Annotated in this window: 19 protein-coding genes; 14 read left to right on the top strand and 5 right to left on the bottom strand. The window is 73.2% G+C overall.

Translation table 11 applies throughout. The features are described 5' to 3' along the window. Positions 1-88 precede the first annotated feature (88 nt). The 6 genes from ACY0MR_RS26190 (at position 89) to ACY0MR_RS26165 (ending at position 10034) form a co-directional block, all read left to right on the top strand. Positions 89-1597, top strand: coding sequence for a leucyl aminopeptidase (locus tag ACY0MR_RS26190; RefSeq protein ID WP_361862710.1), 1509 nt, complete (start codon positions 89-91; stop codon positions 1595-1597). A gap of 311 nt (positions 1598-1908) precedes the next feature. Next, positions 1909-3297: a dihydrolipoyl dehydrogenase gene (lpdA, locus tag ACY0MR_RS26185; protein WP_361862707.1), complete on the top strand. Its 1389-nt coding sequence runs from the start codon at positions 1909-1911 to the stop codon at positions 3295-3297. 62 nt (positions 3298-3359) lie between these two features. After that, positions 3360-5174, top strand: coding sequence for a 2-oxoglutarate dehydrogenase, E2 component, dihydrolipoamide succinyltransferase (sucB, locus tag ACY0MR_RS26180; protein ID WP_473555715.1), 1815 nt, complete (start codon positions 3360-3362; stop codon positions 5172-5174). A gap of 131 nt (positions 5175-5305) precedes the next feature. After that, the gene (locus ACY0MR_RS26175) at positions 5306-5929 is read left to right on the top strand and encodes a GntR family transcriptional regulator (RefSeq protein WP_030314321.1); all 624 of its coding nucleotides are present in this window, start codon (positions 5306-5308) and stop codon (positions 5927-5929) included. 292 nt (positions 5930-6221) lie between these two features. After that, positions 6222-8927: a pyruvate dehydrogenase (acetyl-transferring), homodimeric type gene (gene aceE, locus ACY0MR_RS26170; RefSeq protein WP_473555714.1), complete on the top strand. Its 2706-nt coding sequence runs from the start codon at positions 6222-6224 to the stop codon at positions 8925-8927. A 78-nt stretch (positions 8928-9005) separates the two neighbouring features. Next, positions 9006-10034 carry a helix-turn-helix transcriptional regulator gene (locus tag ACY0MR_RS26165; protein WP_403316171.1) on the top strand — a complete coding sequence of 343 codons (1029 nt, stop codon included), beginning with the start codon at positions 9006-9008 and terminating at the stop codon, positions 10032-10034. A gap of 35 nt (positions 10035-10069) precedes the next feature. Here the strand turns inward: ACY0MR_RS26165 and ACY0MR_RS26160 are convergent, their stop codons facing one another. Further along, complete coding sequence (locus ACY0MR_RS26160) at positions 10070-11017, bottom strand: SDR family oxidoreductase (RefSeq protein ID WP_473555711.1); 948 nt, start codon at positions 11015-11017, stop codon at positions 10070-10072. Positions 11018-11116: 99 nt separating this feature from the next. Here ACY0MR_RS26160 and ACY0MR_RS26155 point away from each other — a divergent pair, with 99 nt between their 5' ends. Next, complete coding sequence (locus ACY0MR_RS26155; RefSeq protein WP_361858725.1) at positions 11117-11638, top strand: DUF4240 domain-containing protein; 522 nt, start codon at positions 11117-11119, stop codon at positions 11636-11638. 171 nt (positions 11639-11809) lie between these two features. On the opposite strand, the gene ACY0MR_RS26150 is transcribed toward ACY0MR_RS26155, so the two are convergent. Further along, positions 11810-12604 (bottom strand): SDR family NAD(P)-dependent oxidoreductase, encoded by a 795-nt coding sequence (locus ACY0MR_RS26150; protein WP_388799602.1) that lies wholly within the window; start codon positions 12602-12604, stop codon positions 11810-11812. Between the two features lie 151 nt (positions 12605-12755). On the opposite strand from ACY0MR_RS26150, the gene ACY0MR_RS26145 reads away from it, so the two are divergent. Next, a complete protein-coding gene (locus ACY0MR_RS26145; protein ID WP_473555709.1) occupies positions 12756-13445 on the top strand; it encodes a TetR/AcrR family transcriptional regulator in 690 nt (229 codons plus the stop codon). A 53-nt stretch (positions 13446-13498) separates the two neighbouring features. Here ACY0MR_RS26145 and ACY0MR_RS26140 read toward each other — a convergent pair whose 3' ends face one another. Beyond that, the gene (locus tag ACY0MR_RS26140) at positions 13499-14002 is read right to left on the bottom strand and encodes a GNAT family N-acetyltransferase (RefSeq protein WP_388799598.1); all 504 of its coding nucleotides are present in this window, start codon (positions 14000-14002) and stop codon (positions 13499-13501) included. A 38-nt stretch (positions 14003-14040) separates the two neighbouring features. Between ACY0MR_RS26140 and ACY0MR_RS26135 the strand changes: the two genes are divergently transcribed. After that, positions 14041-14961, top strand: a complete 921-nt coding sequence (locus ACY0MR_RS26135) for a TIGR01777 family oxidoreductase (RefSeq protein WP_473555706.1) — start codon at positions 14041-14043, stop codon at positions 14959-14961. Positions 14962-15158: 197 nt separating this feature from the next. Further along, on the top strand, positions 15159-16538 hold the full coding sequence (locus tag ACY0MR_RS26130; RefSeq protein WP_473555704.1) for an NAD(P)/FAD-dependent oxidoreductase: 1380 nt from the start codon (positions 15159-15161) through the stop codon (positions 16536-16538). 173 nt (positions 16539-16711) lie between these two features. Here the strand turns inward: ACY0MR_RS26130 and ACY0MR_RS26125 are convergent, their stop codons facing one another. Beyond that, on the bottom strand, positions 16712-18259 hold the full coding sequence (locus ACY0MR_RS26125) for a regulator (protein WP_388799594.1): 1548 nt from the start codon (positions 18257-18259) through the stop codon (positions 16712-16714). Positions 18260-18596: 337 nt separating this feature from the next. Between ACY0MR_RS26125 and lipB the strand changes: the two genes are divergently transcribed. The 4 genes from lipB (at position 18597) to ACY0MR_RS26105 (ending at position 21891) form a co-directional block, all read left to right on the top strand. Continuing rightward, positions 18597-19406 (top strand): lipoyl(octanoyl) transferase LipB, encoded by an 810-nt coding sequence (lipB, locus tag ACY0MR_RS26120; protein WP_361855940.1) that lies wholly within the window; start codon positions 18597-18599, stop codon positions 19404-19406. A 114-nt stretch (positions 19407-19520) separates the two neighbouring features. Further along, positions 19521-20474, top strand: a complete 954-nt coding sequence (lipA, locus tag ACY0MR_RS26115) for a lipoyl synthase (protein ID WP_388799592.1) — start codon at positions 19521-19523, stop codon at positions 20472-20474. 486 nt (positions 20475-20960) lie between these two features. Further along, the gene (locus tag ACY0MR_RS26110) at positions 20961-21176 is read left to right on the top strand and encodes an SCO2195 family GlnR-regulated protein (protein ID WP_073917406.1); all 216 of its coding nucleotides are present in this window, start codon (positions 20961-20963) and stop codon (positions 21174-21176) included. Positions 21177-21186: 10 nt separating this feature from the next. After that, entirely contained in the window at positions 21187-21891 is a 705-nt protein-coding gene (locus ACY0MR_RS26105; RefSeq protein WP_361855933.1) for a DUF4191 domain-containing protein, read from the top strand. A 214-nt stretch (positions 21892-22105) separates the two neighbouring features. Here ACY0MR_RS26105 and ACY0MR_RS26100 read toward each other — a convergent pair whose 3' ends face one another. Beyond that, entirely contained in the window at positions 22106-22573 is a 468-nt protein-coding gene (locus ACY0MR_RS26100; RefSeq protein ID WP_266965265.1) for an RDD family protein, read from the bottom strand. Positions 22574-22772: the final 199 nt, after the last annotated feature.

Raw genomic sequence — 22772 nt, 5'->3', positions numbered from 1 at the left:
GCTCTCCGGGCCGAAATACGATGCGGCGGGCACGGTCGGCCCATCCCTCGACCGCCACAGAACTCAATGGAAGCGAGATTTCACCACCGTGACTGCTCTCACTCTCAGCACTGCCGGCGCGGCGACGCTGCGCGCCGACGCCCTGGTCGTCGGCGTCGCGAAGTCCGGGAAGACGCTCGTCGTCGCCCCGGGCGCCGAGGCCGTCGACAAGGCCTTCGACGGCCGGCTCGCCGCCGTCCTGGAGACGCTGGGTGCCTCCGGTGCCGAGGGTGAGGCGACCAAGCTGCCCGCCCCCTCCGGCCTCAAGGCCCCCGTCGTCCTGGCCGTCGGCCTGGGCTCCGCCCCCGAGGACGGCGAGGCCTACGCCGCGGAGACCCTCCGCCGGGCCGCCGGCGTCGCCGCCCGCGTCCTGACCGGCGCGAAGAAGGCCGCGTTCGCGCTGCCGGTCGAGGACGCCGAGGACGCCGGCGCCATCGCCGAGGGCGCCCTGCTCGGCGCGTACGCCTTCACGCAGTACCAGGAGGCCGGGAAGGACGCGAAGAAGCCGCTGGGCGAGGTCGCCCTGCTCGGCGCCAAGCCGCGCGACAAGGCCCACAAGGCCGCCGCGGAGCGCGCCCTGGCCGTCGCCGAGGAGATCAACCGCGCCCGCGACCTGATCAACATGCCGCCGAACGACCTGACCCCGGCCGCCTTCGCGGCCGCCGCCCAGGCCGCCGGCAAGGAGCACGGGCTCAAGGTCCAGGTCCTCGACGAGAAGGCCCTCGCCAAGGGCGGCTACGGCGGCATCCTGGGCGTCGGCAAGGGCTCCGAGAACCCGCCGCGCCTGGTCCGGGTCGCCTACACCCACGCGAAGGCGGAGAAGACCCTCGCCCTGGTCGGCAAGGGCATCACCTACGACTCGGGCGGCATCTCCCTCAAGCCGGCCGGCCACAACGAGACGATGAAGTGCGACATGAGCGGCGCCGCCGCCGTGTTCTCCACCGTCGTCGCCGCGGCCCGCCTCGGCCTCCAGGTCAACGTCACGGGCTGGCTCGCCCTCGCCGAGAACATGCCGTCCGGCTCCGCCACCCGCCCGGGTGACGTCCTGCGCATGTACAGCGGCAAGACCGTCGAGGTCCTGAACACCGACGCCGAGGGCCGGCTCGTCCTCGCCGACGCGCTGACCCGCGCCTCGGAGGAGCACCCGGACGCGATCGTCGACGTGGCGACCCTGACCGGCGCGATGGTCCTCGCGCTGGGCAACCGCACCTTCGGCATCATGGCCAACGACGACGAGTTCCGCTCCTCGATCCACGAGATCGCGGAGGAGGTCGGCGAGGCGTCCTGGCCGATGCCGCTCCCCGCGGACCTGCGCAAGGGCATGGACTCCCCCACCGCCGACATCGCCAACATGGGCGAGCGGATGGGCGGCGGCCTGGTCGCCGGTCTCTTCCTCCAGGAGTTCGTGGGCGAGGGCATCCCGTGGGCCCACCTGGACATCGCGGGCCCGGCATTCCACGAGGGCGCGCCGTACGGCTACACCCCCAAGGGCGGCACCGGCTCCTCGGTCCGCACCCTGGTGAAGCTGGCCGAGCGCACGGCGGCCGGCGAGGTCTGAGCGGCTGTGTGACGGTGACGGCCCCGGGCTGCGTGCCCGGGGCCGTCACCGTTCGCCGTTCGCCGTTCGCCTGCGACGAAATCCGCAGGTTCGTACGCTCTGGTCCGGCCGCCGTACGGACGATCGGCCGTCTCAGAGCACGGCCCCGCGTCCCGCCATCCGTCAACAAGTGCGAAGATGGGTTCTCGGCAGGACAGGGCCCCCACCACAGGGCCGAAAAATAGCGGCCGAACACCAGCCGACCGACCGGTCCTCACCCGAAAGGGGAACGCGGGGACCGGCGACGAGCGCACATGCATGGAGGACGTGACGTGGCGAACGACGCCAGCACCGTTTTCGACCTAGTGATCCTCGGCGGCGGTAGCGGCGGTTACGCCGCGGCGCTGCGCGGAGCGCAGCTGGGCCTGGACGTCGCACTGATCGAGAAGAACAAGCTCGGCGGCACCTGCCTGCACAACGGCTGCATCCCGACGAAGGCCCTGCTCCACGCCGGCGAGGTCGCCGACCAGGCCCGCGAGGCGGAGCAGTTCGGTGTCAAGGCCTCTTTCGAGGGCATCGACATCAAGGCCGTGCACAAGTACAAGGACGACGTGATCTCGGGCCTGTACAAGGGCCTGCAGGGTCTCGTCGCCTCCCGCAAGGTGACCTACATCGAGGGCACCGGCCACCTGTCCTCCCCGACCTCCGTCGACGTCGACGGACGCCGGGTCGAGGGTCGCCACGTCCTCCTGGCCACCGGTTCCGTGCCGAAGTCCCTCCCCGGCCTGGAGATCGACGGCAACCGGATCATCTCCTCGGACCACGCGCTGACCCTGGACCGCGTCCCGGAGTCCGCGATCATCCTGGGCGGCGGCGTCATCGGCGTCGAGTTCGCCTCGGCGTGGAAGTCCTTCGGCACCGACGTCACGGTGATCGAGGGCCTGAAGCACCTGGTCCCGGTCGAGGACGAGAACAGCTCGAAGCTTCTTGAGCGCGCGTTCCGCAAGCGCGGCATCAAGTTCAACCTCGGCACCTTCTTCCAGTCCGCCGAGTACACCGACAACGGCGTCAAGGTCACCCTGGCCGACGGCAAGACGTTCGAGGCCGAGGTCCTGCTGGTCGCCATCGGCCGCGGCCCGGTCTCCGCCGGTCTCGGTTACGAGGAGCAGGGCGTCGCGATGGACCGCGGCTACGTCCTGGTCGACGAGTACATGCGCACCAACGTGCCGACGATCTCGGCCGTGGGCGACCTCGTCCCGACGCTCCAGCTCGCGCACGTCGGCTTCGCCGAGGGCATCCTCGTCGCGGAGCGCCTGGCCGGCCTGAAGGCCGTCCCGATCGACTACGACGGCGTGCCCCGGGTGACGTACTGCCACCCCGAGGTCGCCTCCGTCGGCATCACCGAGGCGAAGGCCAAGGAGATCTACGGCGCGGACAAGGTCGTCGCCCTCAAGTACAACCTGGCGGGCAACGGCAAGAGCAAGATCCTCAAGACCGCGGGCGAGATCAAGCTCGTCCAGGTCAAGGACGGTGCCGTGGTCGGCGTCCACATGGTCGGTGACCGCATGGGCGAGCAGGTCGGCGAAGCACAGCTGATCTACAACTGGGAGGCGCTGCCGGCCGAGGTCGCGCAGCTCATCCACGCCCACCCGACGCAGAACGAGGCGCTCGGCGAGGCCCACCTGGCCCTGGCCGGCAAGCCTCTGCACTCCCACGACTGACGCTCACGTCATCACAGGGCGCGACGACCACTTTCCGCAATTCGTTAGGAGCAACTGAAACCATGTCGGTTTCCGTAACCCTGCCGGCGCTCGGCGAGAGCGTCACCGAGGGCACCGTCACCCGCTGGCTCAAGGCCGAGGGTGAGCGTGTCGAGGCCGACGAGCCGCTGCTCGAGGTCTCGACCGACAAGGTCGACACCGAGATCCCCGCCCCCGCCTCGGGCATCCTGGCCTCCATCAAGGTCGCCGAGGACGAGACGGTCGAGGTCGGCGCCGAGCTGGCCATCATCGACGACGGCTCGGGCGCCCCGGCGGCCGAGGCCGCTCCGGCCGCCGAGGCCGCTCCGGCTCCGGCCGCCGAGCCCGCCGCCCCCGCGGCCGAGGAGGCCCCGCAGGCCGCCCCGTCCACCGAGGCCCAGGAGCCGGCTCCGGCCCCGACGGCCGAGGCGGCCGCCGGCGGCGGTTCCGCCGAGGGCACGGACGTCGTGCTGCCCGCGCTGGGCGAGTCCGTGACCGAGGGCACCGTGACCCGCTGGCTGAAGTCGGTCGGCGAGACCGTCGAGGCCGACGAGCCGCTGCTGGAGGTCTCGACCGACAAGGTCGACACCGAGATCCCCGCCCCGGCCTCCGGCGTTCTCCTGGAGATCGTCGTCGCCGAGGACGAGACCGCCGAGGTCGGCGCCAAGCTCGCCGTCATCGGTGCCGCGGGTGCGGCTCCGGCCGCCGCCCCGGCCCCCGCGGCTCCGGCCCCCGCCGCCGCTGCCCCGGCCCCCGCCGCGCCGGCTCCGGCCGCCGAGGCTCCGGCCCCGGCCGCCCCCGCCGCCCCGGCTCCGGCCCCCGCCCCCGCCGCCCCGGCCGCTCCGGTGGCCGCCCCGGCGCCGGTCGCCGCCGCGCCGTCGATCGCGCCCGCCGTCGTCACCCCGGTTCCGGCGACCCCCGCGGCCGCCCCCGCGGAGGACGGCGCCTACGTGACCCCGCTCGTCCGCAAGCTCGCCACCGAGAACGGTGTCGACCTCGCGGCCGTCAAGGGTTCGGGCGTCGGCGGCCGGATCCGCAAGCAGGACGTCCTCGCGGCCGCCGAGGCCAAGAAGGCCGCCGCCGCCCCGGCCGCGGCTGCTCCGGCCGCCAAGGCTCCGGCCCTGGAGGCCTCCCCGCTGCGCGGGCAGACCGTCAAGATGACCCGCATGCGCAAGGTCATCGGCGACAACATGATGAAGGCGCTGCACGGCCAGGCCCAGCTGACCTCGGTCGTCGAGGTCGACATCACCAAGCTGATGAAGCTGCGCGCCCGCGCCAAGGACGCGTTCGCGTCCCGCGAGGGCGTCAAGCTGTCCCCGATGCCGTTCTTCGTGAAGGCGGCGGCCCAGGCGCTGAAGGCCCACCCGGTCATCAACGCCCGGATCAACGAGGACGAGGGCACGATCACCTACTTCGACACCGAGAACATCGGTATCGCGGTGGACTCCGAGAAGGGTCTGATGACCCCGGTCATCAAGGGTGCGGGCGACCTCAACATCGCCGGCATCTCGAAGAAGACCGCGGAGCTGGCCGGCGCCGTGCGCGCCAGCAAGATCACCCCTGACGACCTGGCCGGTGCGACCTTCACCATCTCCAACACCGGTTCGCGCGGCGCGCTGTTCGACACGATCATCGTGCCCCCGAACCAGGTCGCCATCCTGGGCATCGGCGCCACCGTGCGCCGTCCGGTCGTCATCAACCACCCGGACCTGGGTGAGACGATCGCGATCCGCGACATGACGTACGTCGCGCTGTCCTACGACCACCGTCTGGTGGACGGCGCCGACGCCGCCCGCTACCTGACCTCGGTCAAGGCGATCCTCGAGGCCGGCGAGTTCGAGGTCGACCTCGGCCTGTAGGCGGTACGCCGAAAGGCATGCACCGGGGCAACGTAACGAGCCTCACCTGCGGCGCCCCCGTCCGGAAGTGTTTCCGGACGGGGGCGCCGCCGTATTGTCTTTAGAGTCAACACTCCCCGAGGAGCCGCTTCATGACCGTCCCCGTCGTCCACTCGCTGCGCGAGCAGATCCGCGAGCACATCGTGGAGGGGATCGTGAGCGGCCGCTGGAAGCCGGGAGAGCGGATCGTGGAGCGCCGGATCGCGACCGAGCTGGAGGTCAGCCAGACGCCGGTGCGCGAGGCGCTGCGCGAGCTGGAGTCGCTGCGGCTGATCGAGTCGGCGCCGAACAAGGGCGTCCGGGTCCGCAACCTGACCGCCGCCGACCTGGAGGAGAGCTACCCCGTCCGGGCCGGTCTGGAGCAGATCGCGGCCGAGCTGGCGGCCGGACGGCTCGCGGCGGACTGCTCGGCCCTGGAGCCGCACGTGGCGGCCCTCTACGAGGCGGACGCGACCTCCGACGGCACGGCCCAGGTGCGGCACACGGTGGCCTTCCACCGGGAGCTGGTGAAGGCCGCGGGGAACGCCGTCCTGCTGCACACCTGGGAGACGCTCGGCATCGAGGTCTTCACGGCCCTGTCGATCCGCTGGCTGGGCACGGTCCAGAAGTCGTACGCGGAGGAGCACCAGGAGCTGGTGGAGGCCTTCCGGCGGGGCGATCCGAACATCGGCGCGCTGGTGAAGGCGCACGTGCTGGGCTGCGCGCCGCGCGCCTGACCCCCTCCTCGTCGCGGACGGATGAGCGGGCCCACCCTTCGGTGGGCCCGCTCATCCGTGCGAGCACCTCCTCAGAAAGCGGCCCCCACCTGCGGAAACAAGGCACCGGGTGCCCTGTTTCGCGGCACCCTGTGCCGACTTTCTCGATCTGAAGAGGTTTTCCCCTTCAACCCTTTGATCGATCATCGATCGCCGGTTTACAGTCTTCGGCGGGCCGCTACCCGGCCCTTCGCCCTGTCCTGCCAGACAAGGCACCCCATCTCCACCCCCATCTGTCCGGAAGGCGGCGATCATGACCGATCCCGTAGGCAAGACTCCGAGCGAGCTCGACCAGCTCCCGGACCGTGACACCGAGGAGACCGCCGAGTGGGCGGCCTCCCTGGACGCCGTCACCAAGGCCGCCGGCCCCCACCGGGCCGCCTACCTGATGCGCCGCACCCTGCAGCACGCCGAAGGCGCGGGCCTGGCCCTGCCGAAGCTGCTGGAGACCGATTACGTCAACACCATCCCGACCTCCGCCGAGCCGACGGGCGCCGCCTTCGACGGCGACGAGGCCATGGAGCGCCGGATCACCGCCTGGAACCGCTGGAACGCGGCCGCGATGGTCACCCGCGGCTCGAAGTACGGCGTCGGCGGTCACATCGCCACGTTCGCGTCGGCCGCCTGGCTGTACGAGACCGGCTTCAACCACTTCTTCAAGGGCAAGGAAGCCGACGGTTCCGGCGACCAGCTCTACATCCAGGGTCACGCCGCCCCCGGCATCTACGCCCGCGCGTTCCTGGACGGGCGCCTGAACGAGGCCCACCTCGACAACTTCCGGCAGGAGTCCGGCGGCAACGGCCTGCCCTCCTACCCGCACCCCCGCCGCCTCCCCTGGCTGTGGGAGTTCCCCACCGTCTCCATGGGTCTGGGCCCGCTCTCCGCGATCTACCAGGCGCGCTTCAACCGCTACCTGACCAACCGCGGCATCAAGGACGTCTCCGCCTCGCACGTGTGGGCGTTCCTCGGCGACGGCGAGATGGACGAGCCCGAGTCGACCGCGGCCCTCGCCCTGGCCGCCCGCGAGGGTCTGGACAACCTGACCTTCGTCATCAACTGCAACCTGCAGCGCCTCGACGGCCCGGTCCGCGCCAACTTCAAGATCGTGCAGGAGCTGGAGGCCCAGTTCCGCGGCGCCGGCTGGAACGTCGTGAAGTCGCTGTGGGGCAACGCCTGGGACGAGCTCTTCGCGCTCGACACCACCGGCGCCCTCGTCCGCCGCCTCCGCGAGGTGCCGGACGCGCAGGTCCAGACGTACCAGACCCGCGACGCCGCCTACATCCGCGAGGACTTCTTCGGCAAGGACCCGGCGCTCGTCGCGATGGCGAAGCTGCTGTCCGACGACAAGATCCTGGAGTGCTTCCACCTCTCGCGCGGTGGCCACGAGCCGCGCAAGGTGTACGCCGCGTACAAGGCCGCCGTCGAGTTCAAGGGCGCGCCGACGGTCATCCTCGCGCAGACCGTCAAGGGCTTCACCCTCGGTGAGGGCTTCGCGTCGAAGAACGCGAACCACCAGATGAAGAAGCTCACGAACGACGAGTTCAAGAACATGCGTGACCTTCTCGAACTGCCGATCTCCGACGCGCAGTTCGAGGACGGCCAGGTGCCGTACGGCCACCCGGGCGCCGACTCCCCCGAGGTCCGCTACCTGCAGGAGCGCCGCGCGGTGCTCGGCGGTCCGGCCCCGGCCCGCCGCACCCACGCGATCGACCCGCTGCCGGCCCCGGCCGAGAAGGCCTTCACCGCCTTCGACAAGGGCTCCGGCACGCAGTCGATGGCGACCACGATGGCCTTCGTCCGCCTGGTCAAGGACCTGATCCGGGACAAGGAGACCGGCAAGCGCTGGGTCCCGATCGTCCCCGACGAGGCCCGTACCTTCGGTATGGAGTCGCTGTTCCCGTCGCTCGGCATCTACTCGCCGAAGGGCCAGACGTACGAGCCGGTCGACCGCGACCAGCTGATGTACTACAAGGAGGCCGTCAACGGCCAGATCCTCAACGAGGGGATCACCGAGGCCGGCTCGATGGCCGACTTCATCGCCGCTTCCACCGCGTACTCCACGCACGGCGAGGCGATGATCCCGTTCTACATCTTCTACTCGATGTTCGGCTGGCAGCGGACCGCCGACCAGATGTGGCAGCTCGGCGACCAGCTCGGCCGCGGCTTCCTCGTCGGCGCCACCGCGGGCCGTACGACCCTGACCGGTGAGGGCCTGCAGCACGCAGACGGCCACTCGCCGGTGATCGCGGCGACCAACCCGGCGGCGCTGACGTACGACCCGGCGTTCGCCTACGAGGTCGCGGCCATCGTCAAGGAGGGTCTGCGCCGGATGTACGGCGAGGCCGCCGAGGGCGAGGACCAGAACGTCTTCTACTACCTGACGGTCTACAACGAGCCCATGCCGCAGCCCGCCAAGCCGGCCGGCGTCGACGAGGGCATCGTCAAGGGCCTCTACCGCTTCAACACGGCGGAGTCCGCGGGCCTCGACCTCCCGGCGAACGCCTCGCGCATCCAGCTCCTCTCCTCCGGTACGGCCATCCACTGGGCCCTGGAGGCGCAGAAGCTGCTCGCCGCCGAGTGGGGCGTGGGCGCCGACGTGTGGTCCGCGACCTCCTGGACGGAGCTGCGGCGCGACGCGCTGGAGGCCGACGCGGCGCTGCTGCGCGGCGAGGAGCAGGTGCCGTACATCCGCCGGGCCCTGGAGGGCGTCGAGTCCCCGGTCCTCGCGGTCTCCGACTACATGCGCCAGGTCCCCGACCAGATCGCGCAGTGGGTCGAGCAGGACTGGTCCTCGCTCGGTGCGGACGGCTTCGGCCTGTCGGACACCCGTGACGCGGCCCGCCGCCACTTCGGCGTCGACGCCCAGTCGATCGTCGTCGCGGCCCTCGCGCAGCTCGCCCGCCGCGGCGAGGTCCCGGCCTCGGCCGTGAAGGAGGCGCGCGAGCGCTACGGCCTGTAGGACCCCGCACGTCCCCGAGGGGCCGCGTCCGTACTTCCGGTACGGACGCGGCCCCTCGGGCGTGGCAGGGTGGACGCCATGCGCGCCGCCCGGCTGATCAAGATGGTCCTGCTGCTCCAGTCCCGTCCCTCGATGACGGCGGCCGAACTCGCCGCCGAGCTGGAGGTGTCGGAGCGGACCGTCACCCGCGACGCCCTCGCCCTCTCGGAGGCGGGGGTCCCGGTGTACGCGGACCGGGGCAGGGCCGGCGGGTACCGGCTCGTCGGCGGCTACCGGACCCGTCTGACGGGGCTCGCGCGCGGCGAGGCCGAGGCGCTGTTCCTGTCCGGGCTGCCGGGGGCGCTGCGGGACATGGGGCTGGAGGACGCGGCGTCGGCGGCCCGGCTGAAGGTGTCGGCGGCGCTGCTGCCCTCGGTGCGGGACGCCCCGGACTCGGTGGCGCAGCGCTTCCTGCTCGACGCGCCGGGCTGGTACCAGGAGCCGGAGAGCCCGGAGATGCTGCCGCCGATCGCGGAGGCGGTCTGGGACGACCGGATGGTGTCGGCGCGCTACCGGCGCGCGGACCGCGAGGTGGAGCGCGAGCTCGCCCCGTACGGCCTCGTCCTCAAGGCGGGCGTCTGGTACCTGTGCGCGCGCTCCGGGACGGCCTTCCGGACCTACCGGGTGGACCGCTTCTCGGCCGTCGCGCTCTCCGCGGAGCACTTCGTGCGGGACGAGGAGTTCGCCCTGCCGGACTTCTGGGCCGCCCGCGCGGCGGAGTTCGCCCGGTCGATCCTGCGCGCCGAGGTCGTCCTGCGGCTCACGGAGGCGGGGGCCGGCCGGCTGCCGTACGTGACGGACCGCGCGGCGGCCGAGGAGGCGCTGGCGGCGGGGACGCGGGAGGCGGACGGGCGGGTGACGGCGACGCTTCCCGTGGAGAGCGAGGACGTCGCCTTCGCCCAGCTGCTCGGGCTCGGCGCGGAGGCCGAGGTGCTGGCCCCTGCCTCGCTGCGCGCCCGGTTCGCGTCGGCGTCCCGGTCCATGGCCTCGCTGTACGGGCGGGAGGCGCAGGACGGGGAGGACGGGGAGGCGTGCGGGTCGGCCGACGGCGGGGGGCCCGGCCGGTGATCGGCGCCGACCTGCGGTCGGCCGCCCCCCTGGGCCTAGCGGTAGTCGTCGACGGACGCCGCCTCGTCCGTCTCCTTCGCGATGATGAAGCCCCACGCGTCCGGTCGTGAGCCGTCCGCGTCGCTGAAGCCGTACTCCTTCGCCATCTGTCCGCTGGAGAGGGAGCGGCCGTTCCAGCGGGCCCGGTCGGGGTCGGAGGCGAGGGCGGCGACCGCGCGGCCGACGTAGACCGGGGACTCGGCCACGGCGAAGTCCGGGAGCTTCTCGGCCGCGTCGCGCCAATTCTCCTCGGTCACGCCGAAGTGGTCCAGCATCTGCTCGGAGCGGAGCCAGCCGGGGGTGAGGGCGACCGCGGTGCCGCCGGCCTCGGCCAGCTCCTTGCCGAGGCCGAAGGCCATGCGGATCGGAGCGTTCTTGGCGAGGTCGTAGAAGACGTTCTCGCGGTAGCGGGTGGCGTTGTACTCCTGTGTGCCGTCGGTGATCTCGATCAGGAGACCGCCGGGGTGGCGGAGGAGGAGCGGGACGGCCGCCGCGCTGGTGATCAGGTGGGTCTTCACGCCCAGCTCCAGCATCCGCAGGCCGTCGGCGAGCGCCACCTCCCAGATCTTCTTGCCGAAGCCCGCGACGACCAGGTGCTCGCCGCCCCACACGTCGTTCACCAGGACGTCGAGCCGCCCCCGCTCGCGGTCGATCCGGTCGACCAGCGCCCGCACCTGCGCGACCTCCAGGTGGTCGGTGGGGACCGCGATGCCCTCGCCGCCGGCGGCCGTCACCAGTTCGGCGGTCTCCTCGATGGTCTCGGTGGACCGGCCGACCTCGCTGGTCCGCTCCCGGGTGGTCCGCCCGGTGACGTACACCGTCGCCCCGGCCGCGCCGAGCTGGACGGCGATGCCCCGTCCGGCGCCCCGGGTCGCCCCGGCGACCAGGCAGATCCGTCCGCGCAGGCTCCGGGGACCGTTCGTCTCGTTCTTCTGCGTCGTCATGCACACCAGATTCGCAGGGAAAGGCGCCATCTTCTGTCCGGTTTCATTTCGGGCTTTCCGGGTGCGTCGCACCCCCCGAACCACGATGCTGGTCCCGTGATGGACGAGACGGAGTTCTGGGAGATCATCGACGCCAGCCGCGAGGACGCCGAGGGCGACCCCGAGGAACAGGCCGACCTGCTCGTGGAGCGGCTGACCCGGCTGGACCCGGACTCCGTGCTCGACTACGCGCGCCACTTCGAGGCCCGCTACAACCGGGCGTACCTGTGGGACCTGTGGGGTGCGGCCGCGGTGCTCTTCGACGGGGCGGGCGACGAGGTCTTCGACTCGTTCCGCTGCTGGCTCATCGGCCAGGGCCGGGAGGTGTACGAGGGCGCGGTGCACGATCCCGACGCGCTGGCGGAGCTGCTCGGCGACTTCGACGTGGAGATCGACGGGGACGGCGAGGAGATCGGCTTCGCGGCGGACGAGGCGTACGAGCAGCTGACCGGCGGCGAGACCCCGGACCTGGGGATCCCGATGCCGGGCGGGGAGCCGCTGGGGGCACCGTTCGACCTGGAGGACGACCAGGTCCTCGCGGCCCGCTTCCCCCGGCTGTGGGAGCGGTTCGGGACGGCGTAGCGCGGTCCGGGGAGGGCGAGGGGCGCGGTCCCGGCCCCGCCGCCCGGCCGCGGAGGCGGGCGGGCCCGGCGCGGGCCCGGAGGGAACCCCCGGGCCCGCGGACGGCGGTGGGCGAACCCCCGGGCCCGCGGACGGCGGTGGTGCGGCCGGGGACGGTCGCGCGGGCGTCCGTCAGAAGTGCGTGCCGCCGTCGATGCGGACCTCGGTGCCGGTGATGAACCGGCCGTCCTCCGACGCCAGCATCGCGACGACCCCGGCGACGGTCTCGGGGCCGGCGAAGCCCTGCCCGAGGGCGGGGGCGAGCTTGGTGAAGAGGGACCAGTCGGCGTCCTCGGGGATGCCGGGGCCGACGCTCTGGCGGCTGGCGCCGGTGCCGTCGGTCATGCCGGAGGAGATGGAGCCGGGCTGGACGGCGGTGAAGCGTATGCCCTGCTTGGCGTACTCGGCGGCGAGCGCGTGGGTCATGGACTGGATGCCGCCCTTGCTGGCCGCGTACGCCGCCATGTAGGGGTGCGCGAACATCGCGGAGGTCGAGGAGAAGTTCACGACGGCGGAGCCGTCGCCCTCCAGGAGGGCCGGGATCGACTCGCGGATCATCAGGAACGTGCCGGTGAGGTTGATCCGCACGACCTGCTCGAAGGAGTCGAGGCTCGTCTCGTGGGTGTGCGAGGAGCGCAGGATGCCGGCGGCGTTCACGAGGACGTCCAGGCCGCCGAGCGCCTCGACGGCGGCGGCGACGCCGGCGCGCACGGAGGCCTCGTCGGCGACGTTCACGACCACGGTGGTGAGGCGGCCGGCCGCGTCGCCCGCCTTGGCGACGGTGTCCTTCAGGCCGTCCTCGCTGATGTCGGCGGCGACGACCCGGCCGCCCTCGGCGAGCATGCGCAGGACGGTGGCCTGGCCGATGCCGGAGCCGCCGCCGGTGATGAGCGCGCGGCGTCCTTCGTAACGGGTCAGCTGGTTCATGGCGGCAACCTCTCGATGTCGAGCTTCCGGGAATCCCGGTTCCGGGACGTGGAGGGTCCCGGAGAGTGCCGCCACCGTACGCCCAAGTGGCACGGTTTGCCATATCTGCACGTTGTGCACCATCGGCGGGCGCGGGCGTACGCTTCGTACGGTGAGCACCAAGCCCGAGGGGTCCACGCCCCCCACCCGGACGCTGACGGAGCGCCGCAAGGCCGCCACCCAGCTGGACATCGCGCGCGCCGCCGCCGAGCTCTTCACCGAGAGCGGCCCCGACGGCACCACGGCGGAGGACATCGCCCTGCGGGCCGGGGTCGCGCTGCGCACCTTCTACCGGTACTTCCGGTCCAAGCAGGACGCCGTCGCCCCGCTGCTCGCCGGCGGCGGCGACCGCTGGCGCGAGCTCCTCGCCGCCACGGCCGCCACGGAACCGGGCGCGGGACTGCCCGCGGCCCTGGAGCGATCGATCGCCGCCTCCCTGACCCCCGCGGACCCGGCGACCGAGGAGGGGCTGCGCTGGACCCGCGGACTGCTGCGCGCGGCCGCGGAGGACCCGGCCCTGCGGGCCGTCTGGTACCGGGTCAACCAGGAGTCCGAGGAGCGGCTGCGCGAGGTCGTGGCCGGACTCGCGGGGCCGGCGGCGGACCCCCTGGAGGTGCGGCTCGCGGCCGCGGCGGCCACGGACGCCATCCGGATCGCCCTGGAGAGCTGGGCCGAGACCGACGCGCCGGCCCGGGGCGAGGGCGCCCCCGCGGAGCTCGCGGTCCGGTGCCTGCGCGAACTGATGGGCGGGATGCGGCTGCTCGGCCCCGCCCTCAGCGGAGGGCCGGCGACCGCCCCATGAGGACGTCGTGCCTCAGCGGAGGGCCGGCGACCGCCCCATGAGAACGTCGTGCCTCAGCGGAGGGCCAGCGACCGCCCCATGAGGACGTCGTCCACGTACTCCCCGGCGAGGAACAGCTCCCCCGGCAGCACGCCCTCGACCGCGAAGCCCTCGGCGGCGTAGAGCGCGCGGGCCGGGGCGTTGTGCCCGAGCACCCGCAGCGTCATGCGGACGGCTCCGTCCGCCCGCGCCCTGTCCATCGCGGCCCGCAGCAGCGCCCGCGCCACGCCGTGGCCCCGCGCGGCCTCGGCGACCACGAGGCCCTGGATCTGCCGCACGTGGGCGGTGGCGGCGAGCGGGGTCGGCGGCACCACCCGGATGTAGCCGACGAGGACGCCCGCCCGCTCGGCGAGGAGGTAGTCCGCGGGCAGGTGCCGGTCGTCGAAGAACGGCCCGTACGGCGGGACGGGGGCGGGCAGCACCGCGTGCAGGGTCGACCAGGCGGCCCGGTCGAGCGCCCCGAGGGCGGCGTCGTCCGCGCGTTCGGCGGTACGTATCAGCGTCTCCGGCACGATCATGGCGGCCACTGTGCCACGCGCCCGCCCGGAAGGGCAGGATGGTCCCCATGCAGCCTTCCGCCACTCGCAAGCGCGTCGCCGTCACCGGCGCATCCGGGCTCATCGGCTCCGCCCTCGTCCGCTCCCTGCGCGCCGACGGCCACGACGTCCTCCGGCTCGTCCGGCGGCCCGCCCGGACCGCCGACGAGGTCGAATGGGACCCGAAGCGGCTGTACGTGGACGCCGCCGGGCTCGTCGGCGTGGACTCCGTCGTGCACCTCGCCGGCGCCGGGGTCGGCGAACGCCGCTGGAACGAGGCGTACAAGCGGGAGATCCGCGACAGCCGCGTCCTCGGCACCACGGCGATCTCCCAGGCCCTCGCCTCCCTCGCGGAGCCGCCGGAGAGCCTGGTCTGCGGCACCGCGCTCGGCTGGTACGGCGACACCGGCAGCCGCGCGGTCGACGAGAGCGCCCCCGCGGGGACGGGCTTCCTGCCCGAGGTCTGCGTGGAGTGGGAGGCCGCCGCGGCCCCCGCCGAGGAGGCCGGCATCCGCGTGGCCTTCGCCCGCACCGGTCTGGTGGTGGCCCGCGAGGGCGGGGCGTGGGGGCGGCTCTTCCCGCTCTTCCGGGCCGGCCTCGGCGGCCGGATGGGCGACGGCCGCCAGTACTGGTCGTTCATCTCCCTCCACGACGAGGTGGCGGCCCTGCGCCACCTCGTCGACACCCCGGAGCTGACGGGCCCGGTGAACCTGACCGCCCCCGAGCCGGTCACCAACCGCGAGGTGACGGCGGCGATGGGCCGGGTCCTGCACCGGCCGACCCTCCTCACGGTTCCCGCGCCCGCGCTGAAGGCGGTGCTCGGAGACTTCGCACAGGACGTGCTGGGGAGTCAGCGGGTGCTGCCTGGGCGGCTGTTGGAGACCGGATTCGACTTCGCGTTCCCGACGATCGACGACTCGATCCGGGCGGCGGCCCGCTGAACCCCGCCCCGCCCCGACGCCTCTCGCCCTCCCCCGCTCCCCCTCCGTGCTCCCCCGTGCCGCACGCACCCCGGTGCGCGCGGCTGGCGCGCGTGGGAGCGCTGCCTAGGCTCGACGAGAACGGCGAACTCGGGCATTCCGGAGGCCGGTTGGGGGCATAGGCACCCCACCGGCCGCGCCGACCTGGGGAGGGGCACGTGCTCAACAGCGCAGACAGCGCAAGGACCGCACAGCGTACGGACGTCGACGGCGCGCAGAGCGTCGACGTCGTCATCGTGGGAGCCGGGGTCGCGGGACTCGCCGCGGCCGGCCGGCTCACCGACGCCGGGCTCTCCGTGGCCGTCCTGGAGGCGGAACCCCGCGTCGGGGGCCGGATGGCGACCGAGGCCGTCGACGGCTTCCGGCTCGACCGGGTCGGACCGCTGGTCACCCTGTCGTACGAGGAGCTCCGGACCCTTCCGGGACTCGACGGCCTGGTGCTGCGGCCGTTCGCCCCGGGGGTGCTCGTGCACAGCGACGGCCGGTACGCGCGGTGGGGCGCAGCGCACCCCCGCCGGACGGCCGTCGGACCCCGGAACGCGGGGCACCGGAGCGTGGGGGGAGCGTTCAGCGTGGCGCGCGCCCTCGCGAGCGCCCCCCGGCATCCGGCCGCGTCGCTCGACCAGGCGCGGCTCGGCGCGTCCCTCGTCCGGCTCGCGGCGACCCCGACGCAGCGGATCCTGGCCCGCCCCGAGCGGACCGCGCGCGAGGCGCTGGCCTCGCGGCTGCCCGCCAGGACCGTCCAGGGCGTGCTGCGGCCGCTGCTCGCGGCGCTCCTCGGCGATCCGGACCTCGGCATGTCGAGCCGGCGCGCGGACCTGGCGCTGCGCGCCTTCGCCCGGGGCCGCCTCGCGGTGCCCGAGGGCGGGGCGGCGGCGCTCCCGGAGCGGCTCGCGGCGGCGCTGCCGCCCGGCACGGTCCGGACCGGGGTCCGGGTCACGGACGCGTCGATCTCGCGGGTGACGACGGCGGAGCACGGGGTGTTCCGGTGCCGGTCGGTTGTCCTCGCGACGGGGGCGCGGACGGCGGCCGGGCTGCTGCCGGGGCTGCGGACGCCGGACTTCCACGCGGTGACGGTGCTGCACCACACCGCCCCCGCCGCGCCGACGGCGGACCCGACCCTGCTCCTGGAGGCCGACCCGGGAGGGCCGGTGGCCCACACGGCGGTGATGAGCGCGGTCGACCCGGAACGGGCGCCGGAGGGCCGGACGCTGGTCACCTCCACGATCCTCGGCACGCCGCCGGACGACACGGAACGGCGGGTCCGCAAGCACCTGGCCACGCTGTACGGCCAGTCGACGGACGAGTGGGAGCTGCTGGACATGCGCCACACGCCGGACGCGATACCGGCGATGCCGCCCCCGCACGACGCGCGGCGTTCGGTCCGCCTGCTGGCGGGCCTGTACGTCTGCGGCGACCACCGGGCGACGAGCACCCTCCAGGGCGCCCTGGTGTCGGGGCAGCGGGCGGCCCGCGCCCTCCTGCGCGACCTGGGCCTGGGAACGGGCGACGGGGAACGGGAGGAGGAGGCGGCGTAGCCCCCTCCGGGCTCGTTGCGGGCAACGCTCCGGCGGTGGCGGGCCGGGGTGGCACGGGCCCGGCGGGTGTCGGGCGAGGGCGCGGTCCACACGGCGGGGATGCGGCCGCGGCCCCGGCGCCGGGGTCGGGCCCGGCCCCCAGGGCGGGGCACGCCGCCGTGGGGGCCCGGGGGTCAGCCGATGGCTGCCACTCGGTCTCGGTACGTGCGGGCCGCCGCCGCGTCGCGGTACGGCTCCAGGCGCCGCTCGAAGTCCCGTACGTACTCGACCGCCCTCGCCGACCGCATCTCCGAGGCCTGCTGGGCTGCCTCCGCGCCGAGGGCGCACGCCTGGTCCAGTTCCCCCAGGGCCAGTCGCGAGGTGGCCAGGACCACCCGGCAGAAGAGGCGGCTGCGGGCGAAGCCGGGCGCGCGGAGCTGGAGGGCGCGTTCGGCGTGCTGGGCCGCCGGCCGGTACTGCTGGAGGTCGCGGTGGCAGTGTCCGAGCTCGTCGGCGAGCTGGGCCTCGTCGAACGTCCGGGCCCAGTACGGCACCTCGTCGCCGGGCCGGGCCGCCTCCAGGGCCCGCTCGGCGCGCACCAGCGAGGCGCTGCACACCCGCGCCTCGCCGAGCACCGCGTGCCCCCGCGCCTCGACCGCGTGCAGCATCGCCTGCACGACGGGAGGTGCGGCGGGCCCGACGCCCTGCTGGGCGACGCGGGCGAGCTGCACGGCCTCCCGCCCGTGGCCGAGGTAGACGGCCTGGCAGCTCATGGTGAGGAGCACGTACGAGCCGTACGCCCGGTCCCCGGCCGCCTGGGCCAGTCGCAGCGCCTGGACGAAGTAGCGCTGGGCGAGGCCGTGCGCGGCGATGTCGTAGGACGTCCAGCCGGCGAGCCGGGTGAGGTCGGCGGCCGCGGCGAAGAGGCGCCTGCCGACGGACTCGCCGTAGGTGCCGCGCAGCATCGGCTCCGCCTCGTGCTCCAGGTAGCGGACGAGGGCCTGGCGGGCGTGCCCGCCGCCGTAGGCGTGGTCGAGCGTGCGGAAGAGCTCGCCGACCGAGCGCAGGGCGGCGACGTCCCCGCTGGAGACCCGCTGGCCGGGTCCCCGGTCCGTGCCCCGCTGCCGGGGCACGGAGAAGCGCCCCTGGGCCGGCACCCGGGGGTCGTGGGCGAGGCGGGTGTCGTGGGCGGCTCGCGGGTCGTGTGCGAGCCGGGCCTCCGCCGTCGCCGCCGCGGCCGCCGCGGTCACCGGCGACGACGCGGTCCGCGGGCCCTGCGGCGCGTCGCCCCGGGCCACCCGGTCGTCCGCTCGGCCGATCAGCCAGTCGCGGCTGGGCACGACGAGGCCCGCCGGGGTGAAGGCGATCTTGCGGAGCTCGGCGTGGCTGCCGGAGTCCTTCCGCCAGAGGCCGCTGACGATGTCGACGGCCTCCTCGGGGGTCGCCGCGAACTCCAGCCCGGCGTAGACCGGGGCACAGGCGTCGAGGCCGAGGTCCTGGGCCGAGAGCCGGCGGCCGAGGCGACGGGTGAAGACCTCGGCGATCAGCGCGGGCGTGGTGCCGCGCGGCTGCTGGCCGCGGAGCCAGCGGGTCACCGAGGTCTTGTCGTACCGCAGGTCGAGACCGTGTTCCAGACCGAGCTGGTCCACCCGTCTCGCCAGGCCCGCGTGCGAGAACCCTGCTTCGGCGATGAGCGCGGCGAGCTGGCGGTTCGGGATGCGCTGCGGTGGTCGTTCCGTCATCAGCTGTGCGGTCTCCTGCCTTCCGGGCCCGGACGGCAGCCCCGTCGGACCCTCATGGAACGGCGCGAATTTAGCGGTCCTCACCGCCCTAACCGCCACCTTCGCCCCACATTCATCCGATCGTGTGAGGATTGATGGCATCGCTGACGTAGGCGCTCCCGGCCACCTGGCGGAGGGCACCCCCGTCCACCTGCGGGAGAGCCGCCCCCGTCCACCTGCCCGAGGCCCTTTCCCGGCACCGCCGTACAGTGGCATGGGCGCGAATGACGCATGGTGCCGCACCGGCCCGGGATGATCCCCGGATTCCGGTCCCCGGCACCCAGGAGGAGGCATGGCCGTGAGTGAGCTGCGATTCGTCCGCCTTGGGTTCGGCGGGGAAGCCGTCGACTACCGGGTGGCCTGGGACAAGCAGCGCGAGGTGCACGCCGCGCGGTTCGCCGACGAGATCGACGACACCTGTCTGCTTCTGGAGCACCCCCCGGTGTACACGGCGGGCCGGCGCACGACGGAGAGCGAGCGCCCGCTCGACGGGACGCCGGTGGTGGACGTGGACCGCGGCGGCAAGATCACCTGGCACGGCCCCGGTCAGCTCGTGGGCTACCCGATCCTGAAGCTGCCCCGCCCGGTGGACGTCGTCGCGCACGTGCGCCGGCTGGAGGAGGCGCTGATCCTCACCGCCGCCGAGTTCGGCGTGGAGACGAGCCGGGTCGAGGGCCGCAGCGGCGTCTGGGTGCTCGGCGACCCGGTCGAGCAGCGCCCGGCGCTCGGCGGGCTCTCCCTGGACTTCGACCCGCGGCTGAACGACGAGGAGTTCGACCCGCGCCTGAACGGCCCCGAGTACGCCCCGTCCAACGCCGGCCAGCGCCGCGAGGACCGGAAGCTCGCCGCGATCGGCATCCGGGTCGCCAAGGGCGTCACGATGCACGGCTTCGCCCTGAACGTGAATCCCGACAACGCCTGGTTCGACCGGATCATCCCGTGCGGCATCCGGGACGCGGGCGTCACCTCGCTCGCCAACGAGCTGGGCCGGGACGTGACCATCGAGGAGGTGCTGCCGGTGGCCGAGAAGCACCTGCGAGCCGTCCTGGAACACGCGGACCTGAGGCCGCGCGAGATCGAGCGCCCGGTCGAGCCGGCCTCGGCCTGAGGGGCGCCCGCAGGAATGCAGGGCGCTGGCCAGAGGTTGGCCAGACGTAGTAAGGCATGGGAAGCAACGGCGTACCCTGGTGTGCGCCGAAGAATCGAAGCTACAGGAGCCGATGTGTCCGCAGTCGCACCCGACGGACGCAAGATGCTGCGCCTGGAGGTCCGGAACGCCCAGACCCCCATCGAGCGCAAGCCCGAGTGGATCAAGACGCGGGCGAAGATGGGGCCCGAGTACACGAAGATGCAGGGCCTCGTGAAGAGCGAGGGCCTGCACACGGTCTGCCAGGAGGCGGGCTGCCCCAACATCTTCGAGTGCTGGGAGGACCGCGAGGCCACCTTCCTCATCGGCGGGGACCAGTGCACCCGGCGCTGCGACTTCTGCCAGATCGACACGGGCAAGCCCGAGGCGCTGGACCGGGACGAGCCGCGCCGCGTGGGCGAGTCCGTCGTCACGATGGACCTGAACTACGCCACGATCACCGGCGTCGCCCGCGACGACCTGGAGGACGGCGGCGCCTGGCTGTACGCCGAGACCGTGCGCCAGATCCACCAGCAGACCGCGGAGCGCGCCGACGGCCGCACCAAGGTCGAGCTGCTCGCGCCCGACTTCAACGCCGTGCCGGAGCTGCTCCGGCAGGTCTTCGACGCGCGCCCCGAGGTGTTCGCGCACAACGTGGAGACGGTCCCGCGGATCTTCAAGCGGATCCGTCCGGGATTCCGTTACGAGCGCTCGCTCGACGTCATCACGCAGGCCCGTGACTACGGTCTGGTCACGAAGTCGAACCTGATCCTCGGCATGGGCGAGACCCGCGAGGAGATCAGCGAGGCGCTCCAGCAGCTGCACGACGCCGGCTGCGAGCTGATCACGATCACGCAGTACCTGCGCCCCTCCGTCCGGCACCACCCGGTGGAGCGCTGGGTGAAGCCGCAGGAGTTCGTGGAGCTCAAGGAGGAGGCCGACGAGATCGGCTTCTCCGGCGTCATGTCGGGCCCGCTGGTCCGTTCGTCGTACCGGGCGGGTCGCCTCTTCCAGCAGGCGATGGAGAAGCGCAGCCGAGCCGGAGCGTAGGTTGCGGGTCCGCCCGAGGTACGAGGGCGGGCACGCGGCCGGAGCGGTGGCGAGGCGGAGCTCGACCGGCGGCACGGAGAAGCGCAGCCGAGCCGGAGCGTAGGTTGCGGGTCCGCCCGAGGTACGAGGGCGGGCACGCGGCCGGAGCGGTGGCGAGGCGGAGCTCGACCGGCGGCACGGAGAAGCGCGGCGCGGTGGACAACGCCACGCAGGCCGTGTGAATCGGAGCACAAGTGATTACCGGCCGGTAATGGCCGAATCGGACGCGGCCCGTACGGCCCCGCAGCTCAGCGGGGAGGTACGGGCCGCGCCGCCGTTTGCGGGGCCGCCACATGGCCGCATCAACGTTTCATCAGTGTTTGACCACCGGGTCACGCCCTGGTAACACCAGTCTGTGAGCCTGGATTCACTCAGCGCCACCCACCGCTCACCGCCCCGCTCGCACCCCCCGCCTCGTCTCACCCGCAATCGAGGGAGGACCCCGACATGCCGGCCGCATCGACGCACGTCCGCGTCACCGCGATCCCGTCCGTCACCGACGCCCTGAAGGCCGTGGAGGCACTGCTCCTCGGCGCCGGGCAGCGCACCGCCCGGCGCAACGCCTGGAACTCCGTCCTGGAGGACCGGCGCAACGCCAAGGACCGGGTCGAGGCCCAGCACGTGATGGAGGTCGCGTCGGGCCGCACGTCCCGGGCCACGTAAACTTCAGGACATGGCGAGGAAGGCAAACACGGGCAGCGCTGACGCTGCGAACCAGGGGCGGCTCAAGCAGATCGCCCTCACGTACAAGATGACCCGAAAGGCCGACCCTAAGGTCGGACTTGTCGTCGCAGGCGTGGGCATCGTCGTACTCGGTGTCCTCCTCGCGATCGGCTTCCTGATCGGCCACCCGGTCTACCTGGGCATCCTGGGCTTCGTCCTGGGGCTCCTGGCGGCGGCCATCGTCTTCGGGCGGCGCGCCGAGCGCGCGGCCTTCGGGCAGATGGAGGGCCAGCCCGGCGCGGCGGCGGCGGTGCTGCAGAACGTCGGACGCGGCTGGACGACGACCCCCGCGGTCGCGATGAACCGCAGCCAGGACGTCGTGCACCGGGCGGTCGGCCGGGCCGGCATCGTGCTGGTCGCCGAGGGCAACCCGAACCGGGTGAAGCCCCTGCTCGCGGCCGAGAAGAAGCGGATGAACCGCGTCGTGGTCGACGTGCCGGTCACCGACATCATCGTCGGCGACGGCGAGGGCCAGGTGCCGCTGAAGAAGATCCGCACGACCATGCTCAAGCTCCCGCGGGTGCTCAGCGGGCCGCAGGTGACCGCGGCCAACGACCGCCTCCGGGCGATGGGCGACCTGATGAGCAACATGCCGCTGCCGAAGGGTCCGATGCCCAAGGGCATGCGGATGCCGCGCGGCGGAAAGATGCGCTGACACACCGCACCGCCGGAACACCCGACCGCCGACGCATCCGACCGGGGACGCCCGTCCCCACCGATCGGCTCCGGGAGATCCACCGGCCGGACCGGCCGCACCGCTGTATGGAGAAGGCCCCGGACCGTCACACGGTCCGGGGCCTTCTCCATGGGCTCCCAGGGCTCCCTGAGCGCTCCGGGGCCCGTGGGGGCCTCCGGGAACACCAGGGGCGTCAGATGCGGACCTGTACGGCCCCCGAGAGGCGGTCGTGGAGGCCGCGGCCGTCGCGGTCCCAGATGAGGGCGGGGATCGCCAGGCAGACGAGCAGGGAGCGGAGCGCCACCCGCGGGAGGCCGAGGCGGCCGCCGTTCACGGAGACGACCCCGAGGCCGAAGAGCCGCTTGCCGGGGGTGGAGCCGATGGTGCCGACCGTCAGCACGCTCAGGACGAGCAGGATGACGAGGGCCCAGTTGCCGGTGGCCTGGTTGTAGCCGTCGGTGATGAGGCCGTATGCGATCAGCGTGCAGAGGGCCCAGTCGACGGCGAGGGCGCCGAGGCGCCGCCCGGGGCGGGCGATCGAACCGGGGCCCTCCTCGGGCAGCCCCAGCTGCTGACCGCGGTAACCGAAGTCGACGCCTGCGTCCTCGGCCGCCGCGCGGGGGCCGGAGAGCCAAGATCCGAGTGCTTGCCTGTTGTCCACGCGACCACGGTACTGCGCCCGTTTTCGATCACTTCGGTCCGGGTAGGCGAACCGCGCCGCCATGCAGACGGGCACCCAGCCCGGTTAACTTCGACGAAACAATTGGGTCATGCTTGAGAAATCCCGTCTGCCTATGGTCGGGCCCAGCGTGTGCCACCGCACTGGCCGCACGAACCAGCTGCAAACCCCGCCCCTCCCC

Source organism: Streptomyces sp. JN8 (assembly GCF_055808075.1).
This window is presented reverse-complemented; position numbering and strand designations above follow the sequence as displayed.